The sequence below is a fragment of the Heyndrickxia sp. FSL W8-0496 genome (assembly GCF_038007825.1).
Lineage (GTDB): Bacteria > Bacillota > Bacilli > Bacillales > Bacillaceae_C > Heyndrickxia > Heyndrickxia oleronia.
The window spans coordinates 458,601-483,055 of record NZ_JBBOXX010000001.1; the positions used below are offsets into that span (position 1 = coordinate 458,601).

General features: G+C 36.1%; 22 protein-coding genes and 1 tRNA gene. 15 read left to right on the plus strand and 8 right to left on the minus strand.

Features of this window, described 5'->3' with window-relative positions; genetic code table 11:
- Positions 1 to 158: 158 nt before the first annotated feature.
- Positions 159 to 1,019, minus strand: a complete 861-nt coding sequence (locus NST63_RS02540; protein ID WP_341041193.1) for a MurR/RpiR family transcriptional regulator — start codon at positions 1,017 to 1,019, stop codon at positions 159 to 161.
- 512 nt (positions 1,020 to 1,531) lie between these two features.
- Here NST63_RS02540 and NST63_RS02545 point away from each other — a divergent pair.
- A complete protein-coding gene (locus tag NST63_RS02545) occupies positions 1,532 to 2,875 on the plus strand; it encodes a GntP family permease (protein ID WP_341041194.1) in 1,344 nt (447 codons plus the stop codon).
- A 122-nt stretch (positions 2,876 to 2,997) separates the two neighbouring features.
- Positions 2,998 to 4,530, plus strand: coding sequence for a gluconokinase (gntK, locus tag NST63_RS02550; protein ID WP_341044135.1), 1,533 nt, complete (start codon positions 2,998 to 3,000; stop codon positions 4,528 to 4,530).
- A 146-nt stretch (positions 4,531 to 4,676) separates the two neighbouring features.
- On the opposite strand, the gene fdhD is transcribed toward gntK, so the two are convergent.
- The 4 genes from fdhD to NST63_RS02570 form a co-directional block, all read right to left on the minus strand.
- On the minus strand, positions 4,677 to 5,471 hold the full coding sequence (gene fdhD / locus NST63_RS02555; protein ID WP_341041195.1) for a formate dehydrogenase accessory sulfurtransferase FdhD: 795 nt from the start codon (positions 5,469 to 5,471) through the stop codon (positions 4,677 to 4,679).
- Between the two features lie 74 nt (positions 5,472 to 5,545).
- Positions 5,546 to 7,897 (minus strand): FdhF/YdeP family oxidoreductase, encoded by a 2,352-nt coding sequence (locus NST63_RS02560; protein WP_341041196.1) that lies wholly within the window; start codon positions 7,895 to 7,897, stop codon positions 5,546 to 5,548.
- A gap of 34 nt (positions 7,898 to 7,931) precedes the next feature.
- Entirely contained in the window at positions 7,932 to 9,197 is a 1,266-nt protein-coding gene (locus tag NST63_RS02565) for an L-lactate MFS transporter (protein WP_341041197.1), read from the minus strand.
- A gap of 522 nt (positions 9,198 to 9,719) precedes the next feature.
- Complete coding sequence (locus NST63_RS02570; protein WP_242598354.1) at positions 9,720 to 10,184, minus strand: hypothetical protein; 465 nt, start codon at positions 10,182 to 10,184, stop codon at positions 9,720 to 9,722.
- 179 nt (positions 10,185 to 10,363) lie between these two features.
- Between NST63_RS02570 and NST63_RS02575 the strand changes: the two genes are divergently transcribed.
- The 6 genes from NST63_RS02575 (at position 10,364) to NST63_RS02600 (ending at position 17,406) form a co-directional block, all read left to right on the plus strand.
- Entirely contained in the window at positions 10,364 to 11,284 is a 921-nt protein-coding gene (locus NST63_RS02575) for a DUF1002 domain-containing protein (protein ID WP_212946322.1), read from the plus strand.
- A 461-nt stretch (positions 11,285 to 11,745) separates the two neighbouring features.
- Entirely contained in the window at positions 11,746 to 13,428 is a 1,683-nt protein-coding gene (locus NST63_RS02580) for a peptide ABC transporter substrate-binding protein (RefSeq protein WP_251339736.1), read from the plus strand.
- Between the two features lie 68 nt (positions 13,429 to 13,496).
- Entirely contained in the window at positions 13,497 to 14,426 is a 930-nt protein-coding gene (locus tag NST63_RS02585) for an ABC transporter permease (RefSeq protein WP_071977190.1), read from the plus strand.
- Positions 14,426 to 15,355: an ABC transporter permease gene (locus NST63_RS02590; protein WP_071977189.1), complete on the plus strand. Its 930-nt coding sequence runs from the start codon at positions 14,426 to 14,428 to the stop codon at positions 15,353 to 15,355. Before NST63_RS02585 ends, NST63_RS02590 begins: the two co-directional genes overlap by 1 nt.
- A 35-nt stretch (positions 15,356 to 15,390) precedes the next feature.
- Positions 15,391 to 16,392 carry an ABC transporter ATP-binding protein gene (locus NST63_RS02595; RefSeq protein WP_058004056.1) on the plus strand — a complete coding sequence of 334 codons (1,002 nt, stop codon included), beginning with the start codon at positions 15,391 to 15,393 and terminating at the stop codon, positions 16,390 to 16,392.
- A 12-nt stretch (positions 16,393 to 16,404) separates the two neighbouring features.
- Complete coding sequence (locus NST63_RS02600; protein ID WP_276514010.1) at positions 16,405 to 17,406, plus strand: ABC transporter ATP-binding protein; 1,002 nt, start codon at positions 16,405 to 16,407, stop codon at positions 17,404 to 17,406.
- A 185-nt stretch (positions 17,407 to 17,591) separates the two neighbouring features.
- Here the strand turns inward: NST63_RS02600 and NST63_RS02605 are convergent, their stop codons facing one another.
- Complete coding sequence (locus tag NST63_RS02605; protein WP_180213825.1) at positions 17,592 to 17,858, minus strand: hypothetical protein; 267 nt, start codon at positions 17,856 to 17,858, stop codon at positions 17,592 to 17,594.
- A gap of 331 nt (positions 17,859 to 18,189) precedes the next feature.
- Here NST63_RS02605 and NST63_RS02610 point away from each other — a divergent pair, with 331 nt between their 5' ends.
- The 5 genes from NST63_RS02610 (at position 18,190) to NST63_RS02630 (ending at position 20,084) form a co-directional block, all read left to right on the plus strand.
- Complete coding sequence (locus NST63_RS02610; protein WP_341041198.1) at positions 18,190 to 18,855, plus strand: SOS response-associated peptidase; 666 nt, start codon at positions 18,190 to 18,192, stop codon at positions 18,853 to 18,855.
- 17 nt (positions 18,856 to 18,872) lie between these two features.
- Positions 18,873 to 19,289: a VanZ family protein gene (locus NST63_RS02615; protein ID WP_058004059.1), complete on the plus strand. Its 417-nt coding sequence runs from the start codon at positions 18,873 to 18,875 to the stop codon at positions 19,287 to 19,289.
- A 96-nt stretch (positions 19,290 to 19,385) separates the two neighbouring features.
- Complete coding sequence (locus NST63_RS02620; RefSeq protein WP_212946320.1) at positions 19,386 to 19,604, plus strand: DUF1659 domain-containing protein; 219 nt, start codon at positions 19,386 to 19,388, stop codon at positions 19,602 to 19,604.
- A gap of 38 nt (positions 19,605 to 19,642) precedes the next feature.
- Positions 19,643 to 19,861: a DUF2922 domain-containing protein gene (locus NST63_RS02625; protein WP_212946319.1), complete on the plus strand. Its 219-nt coding sequence runs from the start codon at positions 19,643 to 19,645 to the stop codon at positions 19,859 to 19,861.
- Positions 19,862 to 19,940: 79 nt separating this feature from the next.
- A complete protein-coding gene (locus tag NST63_RS02630; RefSeq protein ID WP_341041199.1) occupies positions 19,941 to 20,084 on the plus strand; it encodes a YvrJ family protein in 144 nt (47 codons plus the stop codon).
- A 48-nt stretch (positions 20,085 to 20,132) separates the two neighbouring features.
- Here the strand turns inward: NST63_RS02630 and nagE are convergent, their stop codons facing one another.
- Both nagE and NST63_RS02640 read right to left on the minus strand, forming a co-directional pair.
- Entirely contained in the window at positions 20,133 to 22,094 is a 1,962-nt protein-coding gene (nagE, locus tag NST63_RS02635) for an N-acetylglucosamine-specific PTS transporter subunit IIBC (RefSeq protein WP_341041200.1), read from the minus strand.
- Positions 22,095 to 22,247: 153 nt separating this feature from the next.
- Positions 22,248 to 22,427: a hypothetical protein gene (locus tag NST63_RS02640; RefSeq protein ID WP_078109346.1), complete on the minus strand. Its 180-nt coding sequence runs from the start codon at positions 22,425 to 22,427 to the stop codon at positions 22,248 to 22,250.
- Between the two features lie 168 nt (positions 22,428 to 22,595).
- On the opposite strand from NST63_RS02640, the gene NST63_RS02645 reads away from it, so the two are divergent.
- Positions 22,596 to 22,682, plus strand: a tRNA-Ser gene (locus tag NST63_RS02645).
- Positions 22,683 to 23,278: 596 nt separating this feature from the next.
- Positions 23,279 to 24,259: a DUF4822 domain-containing protein gene (locus NST63_RS02650; protein ID WP_445663887.1), complete on the plus strand. Its 981-nt coding sequence runs from the start codon at positions 23,279 to 23,281 to the stop codon at positions 24,257 to 24,259.
- The last annotated feature ends 196 nt before the right edge of the window (positions 24,260 to 24,455 follow it).

Consider the following 24,455-nt stretch of genomic DNA (forward strand, 5'->3'; position numbering starts at 1 on the left):
ATTTAAAAGTGATATTGTTTGAGAAGAGTCCAATCATAGTATAGTATCCTTTCTAAGAATTTATTATAATAGCTATGGATGTACTCACAGGTAAAGAACTTATCATATAAAGGGGGCATCTATTAATGGTTTAAACATTAATAAATGCCCCTTTTGGATTATAACTTTTTTAAAGAAACAGCTTCACGCATCTTATGAAGTGACTCATGGCCAGCATTATTAAGTTTGGCCATGACATTTACATAAAGAGCATCAATGATACTTAATTGCGCAATACGTGAGGAGAGTGCTTCAGATCGGTAATCCGTCTCTTGGGAAGCAGTAAATAATGGTATATCTACCTTTTGGCTTAAGGGGGATTTCGCTAGATTGGTGATTCCAATTGATTTTGCTCCATTTTTTTTTGCAATTTGTAGAACATCCATCATATCTTTATTAGACCCTGAGTGAGAAATCAACACGATTACATCTTGATCCGTTAATTGTGATGCTGACATTATTTGAAAATGGGAATCAGTATAAGCGACTGATTGTATGCCAGTTCTTAAAAATTTATGATGGGCATCCATTGCAATAACCCCTGAACCCCCATTCCCGTAAAATTCAATTCTTCTTGCGTTCATAATCATTTCGATAGCATCCTCAAAACGATTTTCATTAAAAATATTTAATGTATCATCTAGTGTCCGAATATTTGCTTTGAACACCTTTTCTGCTATTTCTTTTTCAGAATCATCCTCCTGGATGGTTTCATGAATATCTTGTATAGGGTTGACAATTTCTGAAGCTAGTGCGATTTTCATTGATTGAAAACCATTGAAACCGATTCGTTTACAAAAACGGAAGACCGTTGCATCAGCAACAAATAAATCATCAGACACTTGGTTAATCGTAGAATGAATGATTTTTTCAGGGTGTTCTAATATATAATCGGCAATCGTTTTTTCCTTTTCACTAAATTGAGAGTACATTGTTCGGATTCTAGGTAAGCAGGGGAAGTTATTAAAATTTGCTCCCATCTGTAAAAAACCTCTTTCTATTACTTATATCTATTATATTGTAATACAATTCTCACTGTTTTTGTAAACGGTTTCGAAAAAAGTTGATGGTAAAGGTTTCTTGTTAAGAATACTAGATAAATATTATCAGAAAAATATTGTAGAAAATTATTTCCCCCCTCGTATACAAGAAATAACAGACTTTTAAGTTTTTTTCTTATCTGTTTTACGAGTGATTACTCATCCGCTTCAGTTTTATATATTTTTCTCAGTAAATGGGCTCAAGAAATATTTTATATATAGGAAAAATATTCTTAATCAAAAATGTTGAAATAAAAAATTTTTATCGTAAAATAGTAATGTGATGAAAAAATATTTCTTCAACATAAATGTAAACGTTTAATATTTTTCCTTTACTATTACGTCTTTAATATAAACAACGTAGTAGGGAATGGATTTATAACAAAATGGAACCGGTTACGGTTAGAAATGTAAGCCTTGTCAATGGGATTCTTCTAGGAGGTTTGGAAAAGATGTCAGGTCATGATATAAGTCTATTAATTTACACTTTGATCGCTATTATCCTTTTAATCTTTTTGATTGCAAAAGTAAAATGGCATCCATTTGTTGTTCTATTATTAACTTCTGTCATACTAGGTATGCTAGCAGGAATGAAACTTCCTGATGTGGCAGATGCCATCCAAGATGGAGTAGGAAATACGCTTGGCTCTATAGCAGTTATTATTGGTTTAGGGACAATCCTCGGAAAGATGCTGGCTGAGTCCGGAGGAGCTGACCAAATAGCTAATACACTATTGAATAAGTTTGGAGAGCGTAAGGTTCATTGGGCAATGATGATTGTTGCCTTTATCGTTGGGATTCCTGTTTTCTTTGAAGTAGGACTTGTACTTTTAATCCCATTAGTTTATACAGTAGCAAGGAAATCGGGGATGTCACTATTAAAAATAGGAATTCCGATGGTAGCAGGTTTATCAACTGTTCATGGTCTTTTGCCACCACATCCAGCACCGATGATCGCGGTTGAAGGCTTGAATGCAAATGTCGCTAAAACTATACTTTACGCATTAATTGTAGCAATTCCATCCGTTATAATTGCTGGGCCAGTTTTTGGTTCGTTTATCGCAAAAAGGATATCAGGTCTTGAAATGCCAAAAGCATTGTCAGAACAATTTTCAAAGAAGGATTCAAAGGAGTTACCAAGCTTTGGAATTACATTGTTTACCATTCTCTTACCTGTAATTTTAATGTTAATTGGATCTTTAAGTGATGTTTTAGAAGAGAGTAAGACATTATCAGAATGGAGTGGGTTCCTAGGAAAACCAATTGTTGCACTATTGATTTCAGTCATCGTTTCCTTTTTCACTCTTGGATATGCTAGGGGCTTTAATAAGCAGCAGCTTTCAAGCTTTATGGGTGAATGTTTAGCACCTACCGCTACCATTATTTTAGTCATTGGTGGGGGAGGAGCCTTCAAGAATGTTTTAATTACGAGCGGGGTTGGAGATGCTATAGCTAACCTTGCTGTAAATACGCATATTTCTCCAATCTTGTTTGCTTGGTTAGTAGCAGCGTTAATTCGTGTAGCAACAGGTTCAGCTTCTGTTGCGATGACAACAGCAGTTGGAATTGTTGCACCAGTTTTAGCCAATGTGAATGGTGTTAATACAGAATTAATCGTTTTAGCTATTGGTTCAGGATCATTGATTCTGTCACATGTGAATGATGCGGGCTTCTGGATGGTGAAAGAATTTTTCAATATGAGTGTCGCTCAAACATTAAAATCTTGGACGGTTATGGAAACACTTCTTTCCATCGTTTCACTCATTATCGTGCTATTATTAAGTGTAATAGTATAATATTAGTAAATGATCATTTGGGGCTGCTATAAGCAAAGTGTTAGACACTTATGTAGCAGCCCCTTGCCGATTTTTTAGTTATACCATAACTTGAGGTGAAATAAAACATGAAACAGTTATATATGATGGGTGTGGATATAGGAACAACAAGCACAAAGGCAGTCATTTTTACAAAAAGTGGCGAGGTTATTACAACTTTTTCAAAGGGGTATCCTCTTTATAATCCGACTCCATCTATTGCTGAACAGGACCCGGAAGAAATCTTTCAAGCGGTGATTACAGTTATTAGAGAAGTAATGAATAAAAGTGGAATACGACAGGATGAGCTAAGTTTTATCTCTTTTAGCTCAGCTATGCATAGTGTCATTGCAGTTGATGACCAAGGCAATCCACTTACGAAAAGTATTACTTGGGCAGATAATCGAAGTGTGAAATATGCGGAAGAATTAAAGGCATCTAATCGAGGATTAGATTTATATCGTCGAACAGGAACACCAATCCATCCGATGTCACCGATTACGAAATTAATATGGTTGAAAAATGAACATGTAGATGTTTTTCAGAAGACATATAAATTTATCGGCATAAAAGAATATATTTTTTATAAAATGTTTCATCAATATGTAATGGATTACTCATTAGCTTCAGCTACAGGAATGTTTAATGTAAATACATTGCAATGGGATAAGGAAGCATTAGAAATTGCAGGAATTACAGAGGAGAAGCTCCCAATCCTTGTGCCAACAACACATGTTTTGCATGAAATAGACCATCAGTTTGCTAATGAAATGAATATCTCCAAGGCGACCCCTTTTGTAGTAGGAGCAAGTGATGGAGTTCTTTCCAATTTAGGATTAAACGCCATTAAACCAGGTGTTTTAGCTGTTACGATCGGTACGAGTGGGGCAATACGGACGGTTAGCAATAAGCCATTAACTGATCCGAAGGGACGAACATTTTGTTATGCCTTAACAAAGGATCACTGGGTGATTGGTGGTCCAGTAAATAATGGTGGAGTTACCTTCCAATGGGCCCGAGATCAATTTGGCCAAACTGAAATTCAACAAGCAGAAAAGGCCGGTGCAGATGCATATGAGCTACTAACAGAAATGGCTGAAAAGATAGCTCCTGGAGCAGATGGACTAATCTTCCACCCGTATATGGCGGGCGAGCGTGCGCCAATTTGGAATGCCGATGCACGAGGATCGTTTTTTGGACTTGCGCTATATCACACCCGCGCCCATCTTGTCCGTGCGGTGCTTGAAGGTGTTATTTATAATCTTTATAGTGTTATGCTTGCCTTACAGGAATTAATCGGGGAACCGAAAAAGATTCATGCGAGTGGCGGCTTCGTTCGTTCAAAGCTGTGGTGTAAAATTATGGCAGATGTTTTTGGACAGCCTGTGACCATACCTGAGAGCTTCGAAAGCTCATGCTTAGGAGCAGTAGTTTTAGGATTATATACATTAGGTGAAATTGAGCAATTAGAAGTGGTAGAAGAAATGATTGGCTCCACTAACGATATCGAACCCAATGCTCAGAATACTAAAACGTATGAAGAATTAATGTCCATTTTTCTTTCAATCAGTAGGAAAATGGAAGAGGATTATCACAGAATTGCTGAGTATCAACGTAAATTAGGGAAGAATGAATAAATCCATGAAAAAGCCGACTGAAACAAATGCTTCAGACGGCTTTTTTGAAAGATGGGAAGTATAAAAATTAATACAGTTTCTAAAGTTTAGTCGATCCCGATATAATGTTTGAGGTAAGAGCCTTTATGAAAAATTAATGTCTATAACTACTCATGATTTGAGATAATTCGCTCAGGGTGGGAGTAAACGTTTAATTGATTTTGTCTAATAAATCCTACCATCGTAATGCCTAAATCATTTGCAAGGTCAATTCCTAAAGTTGTAGGAGCAGATTTGGAAAGAATAATTCCTATGCCAATTTTTGCTACCTTTAATAATACTTCAGAAGAAAGACGACCACTAAAGGCGAGGACTTTATCTGCTCGGGGAATCTTCTTTTGCAGACAATATCCATAAATTTTATCAAGTGCATTATGTCTACCAATATCGGTACGACTAATGATTAATTCATCTGAAGTACATAGTGCCGCATTGTGGACACCGCCAGTTTGTTTGAAATCTGTTGATTGTTCTTGCATTAGTTTCATTAGATGAAAGCATTGATCGATGGTTAAGGTGGTAGTCCTTTGAATCGTCTTTGCTGTTCGTGCATCATTATGAAAGTAAAATTGTCTGCTTTTTCCACAGCAAGATCCAATAAAACGTTTCGAATAGAAATCCTTATTAATGGATTGCTTGTTTTTTAAATTTATATAGGCAAATCCAAGACTTTCATCGATAGAAAGATGCTCAATATCAGAAGAGAGTCGTATTAGACCTTCTGCCGCGAGAAACCCTATAACGAGCTCTTCTAGATGGGTGGGGGAGCAAACCATCGTCGCAAATTCCTCTCCATCAATGATAATCGTTAAAGGAAATTCAATGGCGATATCATCCTGTATATTTGTTAATGTTCCATCACTATATTTAAGTGTCTTTGTGTGTGTAATGATATTTTTCATGGCATCCCCTCTTTCCCTTAAATTGTATAATTGTGTATCCCTTGAACTGAAAGTATGCCAGGCAAGGAAGGGGGTTAACTAATTTCCATTTCCAAATCTTCAATTCGCTTTTCAATATATTTTGTATCTTTATGGGCATGATAGGTTTCTGCTTTTTCAACAATAACCGCTGTATTGTACTCAGGTATCCCTGCATATTCTTCATACACGCCCTTTGGAATAAGAACATTGCCTTCAGGCCAGAAGAGTAGAAGATTTCCTCGTTTCGTATCCGCAAATTTGGCACGACCGTGGAAATATCCATATTGATTGAATAGAACAATTGCTTCACCTTCGGATACATTTAAATCAGCTGCGTCCTCTTCATTGATAAGCACATCATAACGGTCTGCCGCGTTAAAGGAATCAGTTTCATTGTAAATCATTGAATTAAATTGCTTCCCTCGGCGTGTAGTCACATAAAAATGTCCTTGTGGCTTTCGTAACTCAGGGAGTTCAATGCTTAACAAATGTCCACGTCCATCTTCAGTAGGACATACTCCATCTTCGCATAACCAGGCACCACCCCATTGGAAAACATCGCCTTTTTCCTTTAAATATTGAATTCCATCATAATTTGGGTTGGCTACTGCAATTTCTTTACGTATTTGCTCGGCAGATGTGAAATTTAAATATTTCGTTGCTTCTGGTTTAATACGAGAAGCTAAATCAACATAGATTTCCCATTCTGAACGGGCTTCCTCTATTCGTGGCCCTTTAATTTCTGGGGAGAAGTAGACCATCCGCTCAGTAGATGTAGATGTACCACCACCTGGTTGTTCATAACGTGTCATTGCAGGTAAAACAATAACCTCTTCTTTTGCTTCAACTAACGTGGATGTATTGAAAATAATATCTTGATGAACGCGAAGTTCTACATTGGATAAGCATTCCCTGACGAACGTCGGATCGGGCATCGTCTCTAAGAAATTTCCACCTGAGGTGTAGAATACCTTCAATCTTCGCTCATGGTTTTCAGGAAGCATGGCATTTTCAATCGAAACGCCAACAATATCACCTTGCCATTTAGGAATTTCAAATCCCCATATCTTTTCAAGGCGTTCAATATTCTTTGCATCAAAATCTCCACCAGGTAAGACAAAAGGATCGGCTCCCATTTCACCTGAACCTTGAACCCCTGAATGACCACGGATTGGCATAACACCACAATGTTCACGACCAATGAAACCACGGAGCATCGCTAAATTGGCGACTTGTGAAATATTATCCGTCCCAAATCGATGCTGTGTTAAGCCCATAGACCAGACAAATACAGCACTTTTGGCATTTGCGAGTAACTGTGCAAATTCAAGCATTCTTTGTTTCGAGAGCCCAGAAGAATGTTCCAATAGCTCCCAGTCCTGCTTTGCTATATGCGCTTTGAGTTCTTCTAAACCAATTGTGTGCTCATTAACAAAACGGTGATCAATAGCAGATCCTACTTCTTTTTCTTCCATCTCGAACCAATGCTTCATCACCCCATTCATAAAGGCGATGTCTCCACCGATATTTACTTGGTAAAAATCATCAGCAAGCTTTGTTCCGAATAAGGCAGAATCAGGAATAGAAGGTACCCAATACCCATCCATAGCTGGTTCACGGTATGGATTAATACAAATAATTTTCGTTCCTTTTCTTTTTGCTGCATACATATACTTTGTCGAAACTGGCTGGTTATTTGCTGCAACAGATCCCCAAAAGATAAGAATATCGGTCCCAATCCAATCTTGATAATTACAACTCGATGCACCAATACCAAGTGAGCGTTTCAAGGCAGTTTTACTTGGTGAATGGCAAATTCTCGATGCATTGTCTATATTATTCGTGCCTAGAAATCGAGCCATTTTTCCTGCAGTGTAATATACCTCATTTGTTATCCCTCTAGATGTTAAGAAAAAGGCAAGTTGTTTTGGATCAATGGTTTTTATTTTTTTGGCTATTCGGTTTAATGCATCGTCCCAAGAAATTCGAGTGAACCTTTTTTCTCCTTTTTTTCTTGAAAGGGGATAGGGGATCCTGCCTAGTTTTCTAAGTTCTGCACTGCTAAACTTTTGTAGTTCGTCTATATCACTATGAATAATGGATTCTTTCATTGCAGGCATCGTGTTTAAACGAAGAACATTTAAACGTGTTGTGCAAACATGGGGACCTGTCAAAGTTTGATCTCTTAGACCAGCTACTCCTAATGCACATCCATCACATACTCCCTGTGTTAGTATCCTTGTTGCGTAGGGAAGATTGTCACGATTTTCCCAGACGACCTTCATCGTATCCCGAATATGCTTTGGTTTTATTTTTCCAAGCCCAAAAGGAATAGGACTGACCCAAAGCTTCGGATCAGGTGTTTTTGGTAGTTTAATTGGACCTTGATGTTTTGTTTTTCCCATTTTGTCCACCTTTCCTTCTTATTTGTGTACAAGTTCATGCAGTTTTTGCATTTGTTTGTTGAATCTTTTTCTCTCTAAGCTTTTTAATATCAATACGAATAATTAAGGAGATAATAAAAGCGATAATGAATAATCCTGAGAAAAAAGTTAAGCTATTTGCGTAGCTTCCAGTAATATCCTTAATCCAGGCAGCAAATAATGGGCCGGCTAATCCTGCTGCTGCCCAAGCAGTTAAAATATATCCGTGAATGGCACCTAATTGTTTGGTTCCAAATAAATCACCTATGAAGGCAGGAATGGTAGCAAAACCACCACCGTAGCATGTGTAAATAATCGCTAGCATGATTTGAAACAGAATGGAAATAGTCGTATGCGGGAGAACAGCGAATAAAATAATTTGTAAAACAAAGAAGGTCGTGTACGTATTCGCACGTCCAAAGTAATCTGAGATGGATGCCCAGCCTAAGCGACCAAAGCCATTGAATAAACCAAGGATTCCAACAAGTGCAGCTGCTTCCGTTGTTGTTAGCCCGATACTTTCCTGAGCTAGCGGCTTTGCTGCAGAAAGAATGGCAATTCCACAAGTGGTGTTAATGAATAACATGAACCATAAGTAATAAAGCCGTGCCGTTTTTATCGATTCATTTGCAGTTAGTTGAGACAGATCGGTAGTTACTCGAGCTTTTCTTTGCCTATTTTGCTCCGAAAATCCTTTAGGCTTCCAATCCTCTGCAGGCTTTTCAAGATAAAGTGAAGATAATGTCATAATGATAAAATAGCCAATACCTAGGATGAAGAACGCATTAGCGGTTCCCAATCCTTTAATAAGTGCATCCATGATGGGACTACTAATCGCAGCGGCAAATCCAAATCCCATAATAGCAAGGCCTGTTGCAAGGCCACGGCGGTCAGGGAACCATTTTACTAAGGTGGATACAGGAGTGATGTAGCCAACACCTAAACCAATTCCCCCTAATACTCCATAAAAAAGATAAAGTAATGGCAAGGATCCGGCATGAACAGCAAAACCAGAACCGAAAACACCAATTCCAAAGAAGATGGATGCAAGTAATCCCGCTTTCCGAGGTCCATGTTTTTCAACAAAATGACCTAAAAATGCAGCTGAGAGACCTAAGAAGAGGATGGCAACACTAAAGGTCATTTGTACCTGACTGGCAGACCAGCCAAATTCTTGAATTAATGGATTGGTGAAATTGCTCCAAGCATATACAGAGCCAATGCAAATATGAATCCCAACTCCAGACAAGGCAATCAACCATCTGTTTTTTGTCTTCTTCACAAAATTCCTCCCTTGTTTTTATATAGAATGGCCATGTTCTATTTGTATGTTATTAGTACATGTATCTATGAAGGAATGTTGAACAATGACTTCATTCATTTTTTCAATGTTCAATAGGTTAGCAAAGAAGCGGAAAATCTTCAGATGAATTAAATTTTATATAAATCTATTGTATCAAGATAGCGCTTACAGACAACTCTTTTTTATTAGTATTTTGTTAGAGAAAAAAAGTGTAGCGGCCTATAGCCGAAATGTGATAGTTAAAACTTTACTAAAATAGTAACAAACCTTGAGAAAAGAGCATAAATGAAAGCTATTTCGTAAAATTTTGTAGCTTTTGTAAACGCCCAACTGCCGGCTTTTACCCGTAAAAAAGGGTGAAGCGGTTTTTTGTAGTGTGTAGCTCTTTTCCCAGAGAACAGAAAGGTAAAGTGGTCTTATTAGTAAAATCTTTTCATAAATAGCAAAAATATATGGGAAAAGAGCATAAATCAAGCCACTAGTGAGAGGATACTAATGGCTCTACTTTTCATAGGACCAGAGAATGGTCCATTTATCTTTATTTTCTGCTACGTATACATTTTGATGGATGGTGAAATTTCCGAAAGTGCTTTTAAATGTTTGCGTAATAGGAACTTGATAAACATTTTTTAGTTTAGGACTCTCTTTGGAAAATCTCCAGCTTTTCAGATGCTTTGCTTTTCCTACTGTATAGCTAAATGTTTTTACACCAAAGTCCTGCATGAAAACGTGGGCTCTCTTTTGGATGTAATCATCTTGACTGAATTTTTTCTTCATCAATGGATGGAAGAGAATCCATGAACCACCGAAGTTTCCCGATTTTTCATATTGATAAAAGTCATCTACTAAACTAGTCGCACGGTCCTTTGCTGATTGAGAAAAGATGACATATAATAATAGACAAAACAATATTAAGATACTAATGAAGACAATCATCTTTAAAATAGGCTTCTGTTTTCTTCTCATATATTTATCACCTATTGATAGGTTATGCGGGAAAATAAAAAATATGATGATTTGTCCATTAGTAAAAAAATGAAACAAAAAAGAATAGAAATCCGTCTTATATAATAGTGTGTCTTATAAGGTTATAGATAACAAACCTTATAGGAGGATCACTTTGAAAATAAAAGGAGTAGAAAATGATGATCAAACGAATAAGTAAAATAATCCTAGTTGCTATTTTTCTGTTTGGGATTGGATTGAATAATGTAGTTAAAGCATCTACTAATGATAATAGTGATAGCATAAATGAAAAGTTTGGTGCACCTATTGTTGTATATGGTGAAAAATTATCAGCAGACCAAAAACAAAAGGTAAAAGAGCTATTAGGCGTAAATGATAGTAGTCAAGTCAATGAGGTTACAGTGACGGTTGATGATCTTGTTAAATATATTAACGGGGATCCCCACTCAAACTTGTATTCTTCAGCAAAAATTACTAGAAAAGAAAAAGGTGAGGGGCTAGCTATTTCCATCGTTACACCTGATAATATTACAGAGGTAACGGAAGAAATGTATGCGAATGCGTTATTAACAGCGGGAGTAGAGGATGCAAATGTTGAGGTTGCTTCTCCTGTCAAGGTAAGCGGCCATTCTGCTCTTGTAGGAATTTACAAAGCCTATGATAAAAGTGGAGGAGATCTTAACAAGGATCGTATGGAAGTCGCTAATGATGAGCTAGACTTGGCTACAAATTTAGCAAAAAAAGAAGGAATGGATCAAGAAAAGGTTACCCAGCTTTTAACGGAAATTAAACAGGCGATTGCAGATCAAAACCCTGCGACGAAAGAAGATATTGAAAAAATAATTGATGAAAAGCTAAAATCATTAAAAATTGAACTAAGTCCAAAGGATCGTGAGCTTCTCGTAAAATTATTTGATAGAATGAGAGATCTTAATATCAATTTTGATAATATGAAAAATCAGCTAGGGGATATTGCCAAAAATATTAAAGAAAAATTAAAGGATGTAGCTAGTGATAAAGGATTTTGGCAAGGAGTTGCAGACTTTTTCAAAAAGATATTTCAAGCAATAGCTGATTTCTTTAGTAATTTATTTGGATAAAGCAATAGAGAGTTTTTGAAAGAGACAGGTCATTCTGCATAATTTTTATGCAGGTGAGCCTGTTTTTTGTTATATAGGCCTATTGTACTCCTTTAATATATATTGAATATGACTAGTTTACTAGAAAGGGAACGTGAGATAACTATAATTAATTAAATATTTCATCTTTATGCAATTTTCAACAAAATTTGAATAAATTATTGACAGATAATTTAAAATTGGGGTATATTTTGAAATATCATAGGATAAAAAATAATCAAAATTTTTTATCCTTTTATGTAGTTTACATGTTTGAAGCGCTTACAATAAATGGCTATTTATGATATATTTCGTCTTCCGTAAAGTTTTTTGAGAAAAATTTTTCGACCATCGGAATACAGACGAAAGAATTCTAATAGTTTTATATTGGGCATGTAGACTCATAACTTTAGAAATACCTAAAAAAATAGGGGGGAAAGAGCTTGAAGAAAAAGTCATATTTCTCATTTTTTGCGGTTTTCCTAGCAGCTATGCTTTTACTAGCAGGTTGTTTCGGTGGGGAAGAAGCATCGAAATCTGGTGATGGTGATAGCGGCAAGAAAAAGGAAGAAAACGCAGGACCAAAAGTACTTCATTTGAATAATACAGAAGAACCTGGTGCGCTTCATCCTGGTAAAGCACAAGGAACTCATGACTCATGGATTTTAGAGGGAACATTTGAAGGATTAACAAAGAAAACACCTGAAGGAAAAATTGTAGACGGAATGGCAAAAGAAGGTTGGGAAATAAGTGAAGATGGTAAGACCTACACATTCCATCTTAAAGATGATATTAAATGGTCAAATGGAGACCCGGTAACAGCGGGGGACTTCGAATATGCATGGAAGTATGCTTTAAATCCTAATACAGCAGCTGATTATGCCTACCAACTTTACTATCTTGAAGGTGGAGAGGAATACAACAGTGCTGACATCAAGAAATTATCAGCAGATGAGTTAAAAGCGTTAGAGGACAAAGTAGGAGTAAAAGCACTTGATGATAAAACACTAGAAGTAAAATTGAAGGAAGCAACACCGTATTTCATTGATTTAACATCTTTCTATACGTACTATCCTGTAAATAAAAAGGTACAAGAAGCAACACCAAAATGGTATACAGAAGCAGATACATTTGTATCTAACGGACCATTCAAGTTAACTGAGTGGAAGCATAAGGAAAGCTTAAAGTTAGAGAAGAATGAAAATTATTATGATAAAGATAAGATCAAGCTTGATGAAGTAGACTTTGCTGTTATCGATAATGAATCAACAGCATATCAAATGTATCAAAACGGCGAGTTAGACATGGTTTATCCATTACCACAAGATGTTTTACCTACTCTTGATGGGAAGAAAGAATATCATAATGGACCAGATCTATCTACTTACTACTACAACTTAAATACAAAAGTTAAGCCATTAAACAATGTAAAAGTAAGAAAAGCAATTTCTATGGCTATCGATCGTAAATCTATTGTTGAAAATGTTGCTCAAGGCGGACAACAACCTGCTTATTCTGTTGTACCACCAGGAATTCCAGAAGGGGATAATGGTGATTACCAAGAAAATGGCGGAGATTTATTTAAAGAGGATCTAAAGGGTGCAAAAGCGCTTTTAGAAGAAGGACTTAAAGAAGAAGGTATGGATAAAATGCCTAAATTCTCCATCCTTTATAATACAAACGAAGGACATAAGAAAATTGCTGAAGCCGTTCAAGCAATGTTAAAGGAAAACTTAGGTATTGAAGTACAACTAGAGAATGTTGAATTCCAAGTTAAACTTGATCGTGAAAAAGCTGGAGAATATCAAATGTCACGTGCAGGTTGGGTTGGAGACTATGTTGACCCTATGACATTTATGGATCTTTGGGTAACTGATGGTGCATATAATGATGCTGACTGGAGCAATAAAGAATACGATCAACTGATCAAAACTGCTAAAACATCAATGGATACAGAAACTCGTATGAAGGCAATGCATGATGCAGAAAAAATCCTAATGGATGAAATGCCAATTGTTCCAATCTATTTCTATACAAAACCTTATGTCTTAAAAGAAAATGTTAAAGGTTTCTTTACACCTATTAACAGATACCCTCAATACATCTATGCAGATATTGAGAAGTAAAACTATGAAAGCAGTTGGTATGTCAACAAGACATACCCCTGCTTTTTCTTAAGAGAGGGTGAATATGCATGCTAAAATATTCTATAAAAAGATTAGTAATGGCACTCATTACAATCTGGGCAGTTATTACCATTACCTTTTTCATTATGCATAGTATTCCTGGAAATCCATTTGCGAAGGAAGGGGTAATGCCAAAAGCCGTTTTTGATAATCTTCAAGCCTATTATAATTTGGACAAGCCTTTAGTTGTTCAATACTTCTTATATTTAAAAGGGCTATTACAATTTGATTTTGGACCTTCATTAAAGTCACAATCCATTACTGTTAACGATTATATTCGAACGGGATTTCCAATTTCATTACATTTAGGATTGCAGGCAATGGTCATCGCCATTCCTTTTGGGATCATTTTCGGAGTTATTGCTGCTTTATTTAAAAACCGTTGGCCTGATTATCTTTCTATGATTTTAGCGATTTTAGGAATCTCTATCCCAAACTTTATTCTAGCAACAATTTTAATTAACTACTTCGCAGTTGAATGGAAATTGTTCCCTGTTGCTCAATGGAAATCATGGGCACATACCATTCTACCTTCAATATCTTTAGCTTTAATGCCGATGGCTTATGTTGCAAGACTGATGCGTTCAAGTATGCTGGAGGTGCTCGGGCAAGATTATATATTAACCGCAAAGGCAAAAGGCGTAGGAAAAAGCATGGTTATTATTAAACATGCCATCCGAAATGCGATTCTGCCTGTTACTACTGTGTTAGGAATATTAATTGCCAATGTTGTTACAGGTAGCTTTATTGTTGAGAATATCTTTGGGATCCCAGGGATGGGTGAAATGTTCGTAAAAGGTATTTTCAATCGGGACTATCCTGTGATACTGGGCTCTACAGTATTTTATAGTGCGATTCTTATCTTGCTGATATTCATTGTTGACATTGCTTACACATGGATCGATCCAAGAATTAAAGTTTCGGGGGAGAGTAAATAATGGCAAATGACTTAAAATTTACTGAAGAGATGTTTTTACCAGCAGAAGATAATTTTAAAGAGGCCGAAAAAATTTCCCGACCGACTACTTCTTATTGGTCAGGCGTATGGAGAAGATTAAAAGCAAATAAATTAGCTTTAATTGGCCTGATTATTATTGCTCTGTTAATAATTATGGCAATTATCGGTCCACATTTGAATGGATATAAATATGATGAAATGCATCTAGATCAAAAGAATTTAAAACCAAGTGCTGAGCATTGGTTTGGGACAGATACATTGGGACGAGATTTATTTACTCGTGCATGGTCAGGAGCAAGAATATCATTGTTTATTGGTCTCGCAGCAGCTGTGATTGACTTTATTATAGGTGTTATATATGGAGGAATCTCAGCATTAAGAGGTGGGAAAACAGATAATATTATGATGAGAATTGCTGAAGTATTGTATGCGATTCCATATTTGTTAATGGTTATTTTAATCATGGTTGTATTCCCGGAAGAAGGACGTGGAATGTTTTCCATAATAGTCGCTATGACCATTACTGGCTGGATACAAATGGCTAGGCTAGTTCGTGGACAAGTATTACAATTGAAAGAATTTGAATATGTTCATGCCTCTCAATTAGCAGGAGGTAAAACGTCTTGGATATTAAGAAAGCATATGATCCCCAATACAATGGGACCCATTCTCGTTAATATTACATTAACAGTTCCGACAGCGATTTTCGGTGAGGCAACACTTAGTTTCTTAGGGTTAGGTATTCCAGCACCACAAGCAAGCTGGGGAACATTGGCAAGTGATGCACTTCAAAGCATTCTGATAGGAAACTTCTATCAACTCTTAATTCCAGCAATCTTAATTTCGTTAACCATGTTTGCTTTTAATGTCTTTGGAGATGGGCTAAGAGATGCACTTGATCCGAGATAAAAAGGTCAAATATGAAGGTAAAGGAGGATATCACCATGGGTAATTTACTAGAAGTTAAAGACTTACATGTTTCCTTTGGGACCTATGCAGGTGAAGTCCAAGCGGTTCGTGGCGTTAGTTTTGAAGTGAAACATGGGGAAGCAGTTGGTATTGTTGGAGAATCAGGATGTGGAAAAAGTGTAACGGCAAAATCGATTATGAAGCTATTGTCTACACCACCTGCTAATTATAAAAGTGGATCGATTATATTCAATGGATCAGATATGATTCCAAAGAGTGAAAAGGAAATGCAAAAAATACGTGGAAATGAAATCAGTATGATTTTTCAGGATCCGATGACTTCTTTGAATCCAACAAGTAAAATTGGTAATCAAATTATGGAGGCAGTCCTGCAGCATAATAAGATTCCTAGAAAAGAAGCGAGAGAAGTTGCCAGGAAAATGCTTGAACTAGTTGGTATACCACAACCTGAAAAAAGATTAGACCAGTATCCACATGAATTTTCCGGTGGTATGAGACAAAGGGCAATGATTGCTATGGCACTTGCCTGTCGCCCGAAATTATTAATTGCTGATGAACCGACAACAGCTTTGGATGTGACTATTCAAGCACAAATTTTAGAGTTAATGAAGGATCTACAACAAAAAACGGAAACTTCTATTATATTAATCACTCATGATTTGGGTGTCGTTGCGGAAATGTGTGACCGTGTAATCGTTATGTATGCTGGAAAAGTGGTAGAAACGGGAACGGTTGAAGAAATCTTTGAAAAGCCACAGCATCCGTATACAAAAGGACTGTTAAAGTCAGTTCCTAGACTGGATATGGATAAAAAAGAACCACTTGCCCCAATTATTGGAACACCACCAGATCTGTTAGATCCACCGAAGGGTTGTTCATTTTATGCAAGATGTGAAATGGCAATGAGGATTTGTAAAGATTACTCACCTGAGCTAGAAGAGGTTGATAAAGGACAAACAGCTGCCTGTTGGCTTCATCATCCAATGGCGACGATGAAAAAGGCAAGCGGGAAATAGGGAGGAGAAAAGATGAATTCGAAAACAATGGAAGCCAATCAAACAAACGAGACGAGCACTCTTACTCCTCTTATCGAAATCAAAAACTTAAAAAAGTATTTCAATATTGGTGGTCAGCCATTAAAGGCAGTGGATGATTTAAATTTAGACATTTATCCAGGCGAAACAGTTGGGCTTGTAGGTGAAAGTGGTTGTGGAAAATCAACAGCGGGTCGCACGATCATTCGTTTATATGAGGCAACTGAAGGGGAAGTTCTTTATAATGGAAAAAATATTTACGATAATAATAGCAGTGAAATGGCGAAAATTCGCAAAGATATTCAACTGATTTTCCAAGATCCATATGCTTCCTTAAATCCACGAATGACTGTAGAAGAAATTATTGGTGAACCACTAACCATTCATGGAGAATTAACTGGTAAAAAGAAACGTGAGCGTATCCTTGAATTATTAAAACTAGTCGGCTTGAACCCTGAACATATCAATCGTTTTCCACATGAATTCAGTGGAGGGCAACGTCAACGGATTGGAATTGCTCGTGCACTTGCGTTAAATCCTAAATTTATCGTATGTGATGAACCAATTTCAGCTCTGGATGTTTCTATCCAAGCCCAAGTTGTAAACCTGTTAAAAGATTTACAGAAAAGCATGGGTCTAACATACTTATTTATAGCCCATGACCTTTCAATGGTAAAATATATTTCTGATCGTATCCTTGTTATGTATTTAGGAAATATGATGGAGCTTTGTGAGAGTGAAGAACTCTATGAGGAGCCACTTCACCCATACACTCAGGCATTATTATCGGCTGTACCAATTCCAAATCCGAAGTTGAAACGGGAACGGATCGTGTTACAAGGAGATGTTCCAAGTCCAATCAATCCACCAAGCGGTTGTGTATTTCGAACTCGCTGCCGCCACGCAATGGACATATGTGCACAGAAGAAACCTGAATGGAAAGAAGCAAAGCCAGGACATTTTGTAAGTTGTCATCTTTATAATGATAGTAAATAGGTTATTGAATCAATAAAAAGCTGAGAGAATGTTTGAAATTAGATTCTCTCAGCTTTTTTAGGTTGTGTATCATTTGCCCGATCTATAGGATAGGGGGATTTTATAAGTGCTCATTCCTTGAAGGACAAAATCACCAAAGAAAATCAAAATGGTTGTTGTTTTTAGGATATAATTGACCATGATCCTTAAAATATAATTATGGATAGTTGTACAGCAATAAGACCTAAAGAGATAATAATGGACAAAAGACTGCGTACTCCAGATTTCCAATCCTTAACTGAGAATAAGCCTATTATGCTGAGGTAGAATGTAATTAGTGATAATATAAAGGTAATGTATAATGGCTGAATGGCGGTAATTGTAGCGGGAAAATCAAAAAGATAAACAAACGTAAAAAGAAGTATGCTAATGAATGCTAATAAAAATGAATATAGATTTATTCGTACAGTCATAGAAAAATCCACCTTCCATAAATAAATTGTCTATTTTGTGTCTAAAATATGTATATTTAATGAATATTCGATAAGTTATTTGTAAATCCTTTATTTTCTAGAATTTTTTTGCTAGTAAATTTAAGGCTGCAATCTCTGTAAGACCTGCTAGAATCCTTTATTGGTAGTAAAAGCCGGTAGTTAGGTTTTTACAAAAGCAACAAACTATACGAAAAACAACCTTAGTAAAAGAATGTGGCTTATTTTATTCAGGTTACAAACTATTCGAACAGTGTCTTTCAAAAAAATGAGCAAATAAGTTAAAATAAGTTGGGTGCACAGGAGGGATTGTATGTGCGGTCGTTTTAATTTGTATTCAAATATCGATATTTTATTAGATCAGTTTGAGCTTATTAATGGTGATTTGTTTGAAATTTTACCTCGATTTAATATTGCTCCGAGTCAGGATGTTTTAGCGGTAATAGAAGGGGAAGATGGAAGGCGAGGCGGGTATTTACGTTGGGGGCTTATTCCTTCTTGGGCGAATGATTCAAAAATTGGGTATAAAATGATTAATGCTAGGGCGGAAACAATCCATGAAAAGCCAAGCTTTAAACGATTGCTAACAAGGAGACGATGTTTAGTAATAGCTGATGGTTTTTATGAATGGAAAAAGGATGAGAATAAGAAGCAGCCATTTCACATTTTTTTAAAAGATAAACAACCATTTGCTTTTGCAGGACTCTGGGATCGCTGGATTCAAGCAGGGGAAATAATACAAACATGTACAATCATTACGACGGAGGCCAATGAATTGATGGCTGATATTCATGATCGAATGCCTGTTATTTTAACAAAGGAGTCAGAGCGGCAATGGCTTGATCGTAAAATTCAGGATGAAGACCAATTAAAATCCTTATTAGTTCCCTATGATTCAACTGCAATGGATGCATATCCTATTTCTGAATTTGTTAATAGCCCCCGAAACGAAGGAATCGAAATATTAAACTCACTTTAATGTAAAGGTAGGATTGGATGAAAAAGCAAAAGATATGGTGGGCTATAGCCATCATTTTATGTGTGATTATTTATTGTTTCACAGCTTCACCAGAATCAACAGGATCTAATACGCAAGATTGGATCGAGCGTGTAACCGGATTGAATGGTGGCGCAGCAGAAGTGTTGAATTTCATTATTCGAAAGCTAACCCATATTTGTATTTTTGGGTTATTAGGGATCTTGTTATATTTTGCATTTCGAAAAAATAAGCTCTTTTTTGCTTGGTTTTTAACAACTTTGTTTGCTGCGAGTGATGAATATCATCAATCACTTGTACCAAATCGGACAGCTTCAGTCACAGATGTGTTACTAGATTCAGGAGGGGCACTACTAGCAATACTTATTGTTAAGCAAATAATGAACAAAAAAAGAGCAAATAAAACTAATCAGTGAGGATTCTTTCTTCACTGATTTTTTTATTTTATTTTCTTTTGGGGTGTCTATTTTTTCCTTTCACTTATATATAAGGAGTGAAAGGAGGTGAACAACATGGCACAGGTGCTTTTAAAGGGTTCAAGCTTAAAATTAGTATTTGACAATGGTGTAGACGATAATGGCAAGCCAGTCTATCAATCAAGGACCTTCAATAATGTTCGTCTTGAAGCCACACCAGATGAACTTCTGCAAGCTGCACAAGCAATCGGCTCATTATCTCAGAAGAATCTTTTTAGTATTGAGAGAAATGACAACTCAGATGTTAAAGCATAAGATTCGTTCACTTATTAACTAATATGGAGGTGATAGTTTTGAAAACGTTAGAATTACAATTCACGACCGATGATAATAAAACGGCAAGAATTACAATAGAAGCTCCAATTGAACCAGTTGATACAGATCAGGTAAAGGCTGCGATGGCAGATATTATTGAATCAAATGTCTTTCGTACTTCAAATGGTTCAGCATATATGGAATTGAAGGGGGCTAGATTGATTGAAAATAATATCACAGAGATTATGATTGATTAATCTAAGCTTGAAAGTAAAGGTCTGCGTCCACAACAATGGACAGGCCTTTATTTATTAATAATGGGGGGAGTGGCAATAAGTGGACCATCTCATGCCTTTCATCAGTGAGGTAGGCTTTCCAATCATTGTGACCCTGTATCTTCTCTATCGAATTGCATCAAAGCTAGATGCAGTTGTCCAATCTATTCAAAGTCTTCCAGAACGATTGAAAAAAGTAGAGTAAATTTGAAAAGGGCTATCTCACTATAGCCCTTTTCAACAAAGATCATTATTAATGAATCTCAAAAAACTCTTTATCACCATGATGAATGAAACCTGATTTTACCACTTTTACCTGCTGTCCATCTTTTAAATTAGTAAACACAACAGGCGTGATTAATGATGGTACTTTATTTTTAATGGCTTCAATATCGATATCAGCTAATTTTTGACCAATTGATATTTGATCACCTTCATTTACATAGACAGTAAATCCTTCACCTTTAAGATTAACTGTATCGAGCCCCATATGAATTAATACTTCGAGACCGTCCTCGGATTCAAGTCCGATTGCATGCTTTGTTGGGAAAACTGATTTAACAATACCATTAAATGGAGCATATACTTCACCATGTTGTGGATCAATACCAAAGCCGTCCCCCATCATTTTTTGTGAAAAGACTTGATCAGGAACCTTTTCAATCTCCATGATCTGCCCAGATAAAGGGGAGGAGAATTGTTGAATGTTCACATGTGCTTTTTGATCCTCAGTTTCGACAGCCTTCTCTTGTATTGGAGATGTTGCCGGTACGGGAGGTTGATCCATGGCATAAAGCTTCTTTAAAGCATTAGCAGCAAATTCTACATCTGGACCAACAATAATTTGTACACTCGTTTTGCTCGTTTTCATGACGCCTCTTGCACCATAGCGTTTGATCATACTGTCATTAACATCACCGCTATTTTTAACATCAAGACGTAAACGAGTAGCGCAGTTATCAATATTAGTTAAGTTCTCTTTGCCGCCAAGTCCAGCTAAAAATCCCGTAGCCATTCTTGTATATTTATCATCACCAGTAACATTTTCTACTTCATCATTTACTTCGTCTTCATCTTCACGACCTGGTGTTTTTAAATCACGCCATTTAATAAAGAAATAGAAGACAACGAAATAAACAACTGCGTAAATGATACCAACTAAGATTAATAAAAGCGGTTTCTGGGCAATTCCAAAATTCAAAATATAATCAATTAAGCTTGCAGAGAAGCTAAACGATGTATGAATACCTAATAAATACGTAATAGCAAAAGAAGATGCAGTTAGTAAAGCATGAATTCCGTAAAGTAAAGGTGAAATAAACATAAAGGAGAACTCAATTGGTTCCGTAACACCTGTTACAAATGAAGTTAACGCCATACCAAGTAATAGTCCTGCTACCTTCTTCCGTCTTTCTTTTTTTGAAGCCATAATCATAGCAATACATGCAGCTGGTAATCCGAACATCATAATCGGGAAGAATCCAGTTGTAAAGACACCGGCCGTTTTGTCACCGTGAAGGAATCTTGTGATATCCCCGTGATAAACAGCACCAGCAGCGTCTGTAAATGTTCCGAAATCAAACCAAACTAACGTATTGATAATATGATGTAATCCTAGTGGAATAAGTAGTCGGTTTAGGAAACCAAATGCTCCATATCCGAATGCTCCACTAGTAGTAATCCAATGAGCTAACGAATCAATACCATTTTGGACATACGGCCATACATATCCAAAGGCAATTCCTATTATAACGCTTACAACAGCGGTAATAATTGGGATGAATCTACGTCCTCCAAAGAAGGAAAGCCATGTAGGCAATTGGATGTCATGAAAGCGGTTATAAAGTAATCCAGCAGCAATCCCCGAAATGATTCCTCCTAGAACCCCCATATTTACGGAAGGATCAATCGCGTGTGTAGTGAAAACTAATACCATATAACCAATGGCACCTGCAAGAGCGGCAGCTCCATTATTATCCTTCGCAAAACCGATGGCTACTCCGATCGCGAAAAGTAAAGCTAAATTGCTAAAAACTGCTCCAGGATCATTGGCGGGATCCAATGTCATGCTTCCGAAGAAAGCATTCCCAGCTTCTGCAATAAATTTAATATCAAGTAAATCTGGTTGACCAAGGCGTAACAGTAATCCAGCAGCTGGAAGTACAGCAATGGGCAGCATAAGTGATTTACCGATTTTTTGTAAAAATGATAGCATAATGCCCACCTCAAGAAATTTTATTACGTAAGCTCGATAAATGGTGAAATTTATCGAAGAAACTACGTAATGTAAGAATAGTATAAAGTGATAAAGATGTCTATACCAGTTTTACACATTTTACTATATCGAAATAATTAAATTATTAGTAATTTACGAATAATCTCGTCTAGGCTCCCGCTTATCCATTTCCTGAATAATATCAATAAGATCCCCTACAGCACGTTCCCGAATGTAGTCATGCTTTTCCTCTAAATGGACAGCTACACTAATAATCATTCGTTTGATATATGTCCAGTCTTCCTTGAAATTTAAAAAATCGATATTTTCCAATACTAATATTCCTCCTTATATCACGTGTTTTCCTGAAAGTATTTACATGTTCATCTGGAGCAGAATTATCAATAATTTAACCGAAAATATCTGGCACTATTCTATTGATTTCCTCCTTAATCAAAAAGATTGCAGAGGTCAGAAGGAATTTATTATAATTAATATGTTGGAGAAGTACCCAAGAGGCTGAAGGGGACGCACTCGAAATGCGTTAGGGGTTAACAGCCCGCGTGGGTTCAAATCCCACCTTCTCCGTAGGAGATGTGAATAACACTTTTGATTGATTAAGATGGTTACATAAAACCATCTTTTATTTTTTTTGGGAAAATATTTGAACGTTCAATATAAAAAAGCATTTTTTCTTTTTCGTTAGAATCTTCGAAGTTAAAGCTCATTAATCAATGATGTTCTTACCTCTATAGTTTTTACTACATTTGATATAGACTGAAGCACATTTATCAGTAGAATGAAGAAGGCTGAAGTTCTTTAATTTACCGTGCTATATTACAAATCCTCAAATTCATTATTGATATTCCTCCACAATAGAAATTCTTCAAGTGACCGATCGTATCCGCTTAGGATAAATCTTAAAAAATTTTTATCTTTTTTTTCTATTTATTTAAGATGCAGTTTATTGGCAGTTTATGTGTTAGATGTACGATAAGGATGTTCATGATTTTACTTATAGATAAGGAGAGATAATTTTGTCTGTAAAAAAGGAAGAATACCCCATGGTTATTACTCGCTGCTAATTACGCGGCAAATCATTTATATGATCTGCTACAACATGGATTCTTCGGGGTCTAAATACGCTTTACAAATTTTATGTTGCACACAACGGAGGTAAATATATGAATAAATTAAAAGTAATGATGGTAGCATGTGTTGCGGTTGCAGTCCTGCTTGCAGCATGTCAATCAAAGCAAGAGGTAAATGATTCTGCATCTAAAGAGAAAGAAACAAAAACTGAAGTAACTAAAACAAATGAGGAAAAAACTTCTGAAGCTAAATTGACTAAAGGCCAAGAAATGGCAGAGATACTTAGTAGTACAAATTGGCAAGGTACAAAGGTGTATGATAAAGATAATAATGATTTAACAAAAGAGAATGCAAATTTCATTGGTCTTGCGAAATACGATGCTAAAACTGGTAGATATGAATTTTTCGATGCTAAAACAGGTGATAGTAGAGGAGATAAAGGAACTTTCTTTATCACTAATGATGGAGAGAAACGAATATTAATTTCAGAATCAATGAATTATCAAGCAGTTGTCGACATTACGGAATTAAATAAAGATATTTTCACATATAAACGAATAGGTAAAGACGCTAATGGTAATGAGGTAGAGGTATTTGTTGAACATATTCCATATCAAGACAAAGAACTTTCTTTTACTGATCAAGACAAGAAGTTAGACACTTCTACAGGAGAGATCGTAACAGACATTGATGGAGATGAGATTTTATCACACACTTTATGGCATGGAACAAAGGTATTAGATGAAGAGGGTAATGATGTAACAGCATATAATAAGAACTTTATTAGTATTGCAAAATTTGATAGTCAGACGAATAAATATGAATTTTTCAATCCAGAAACTGGAGAAAGTCGTGGAGATTATGGCTATTTCGATATTGTGCACGAAAATAAAATTAGAGCACATGTTTCTTTAGGAAATAATAAATATGGTGCAGCACTTGAACTGACCGAGCTTAATAATAATAAATTTACGTATAAAAGGACTGGTAAGGCTAAAGATGGTAGCGATATAACTGTATTCGTTGAGCATGAACCTTATAAAGGAGAGTTAAAACCGGAATTTACCCATTAATAAAGTCTTATAAGACAAGCATATTAGTTTTAAAGAGGGAATGGGGAACCATTCCCCAACTTATTTGATGGAAAGAATTAGACAGAACGAACCTTCATAAGAATCGCTGTTATAATGCTTTTACAAAAACAACAAATATTCCACAATCGATTTGTTTTTTAGAAGAAGTAATATGTTTTGGTAACTTCTTGTATAA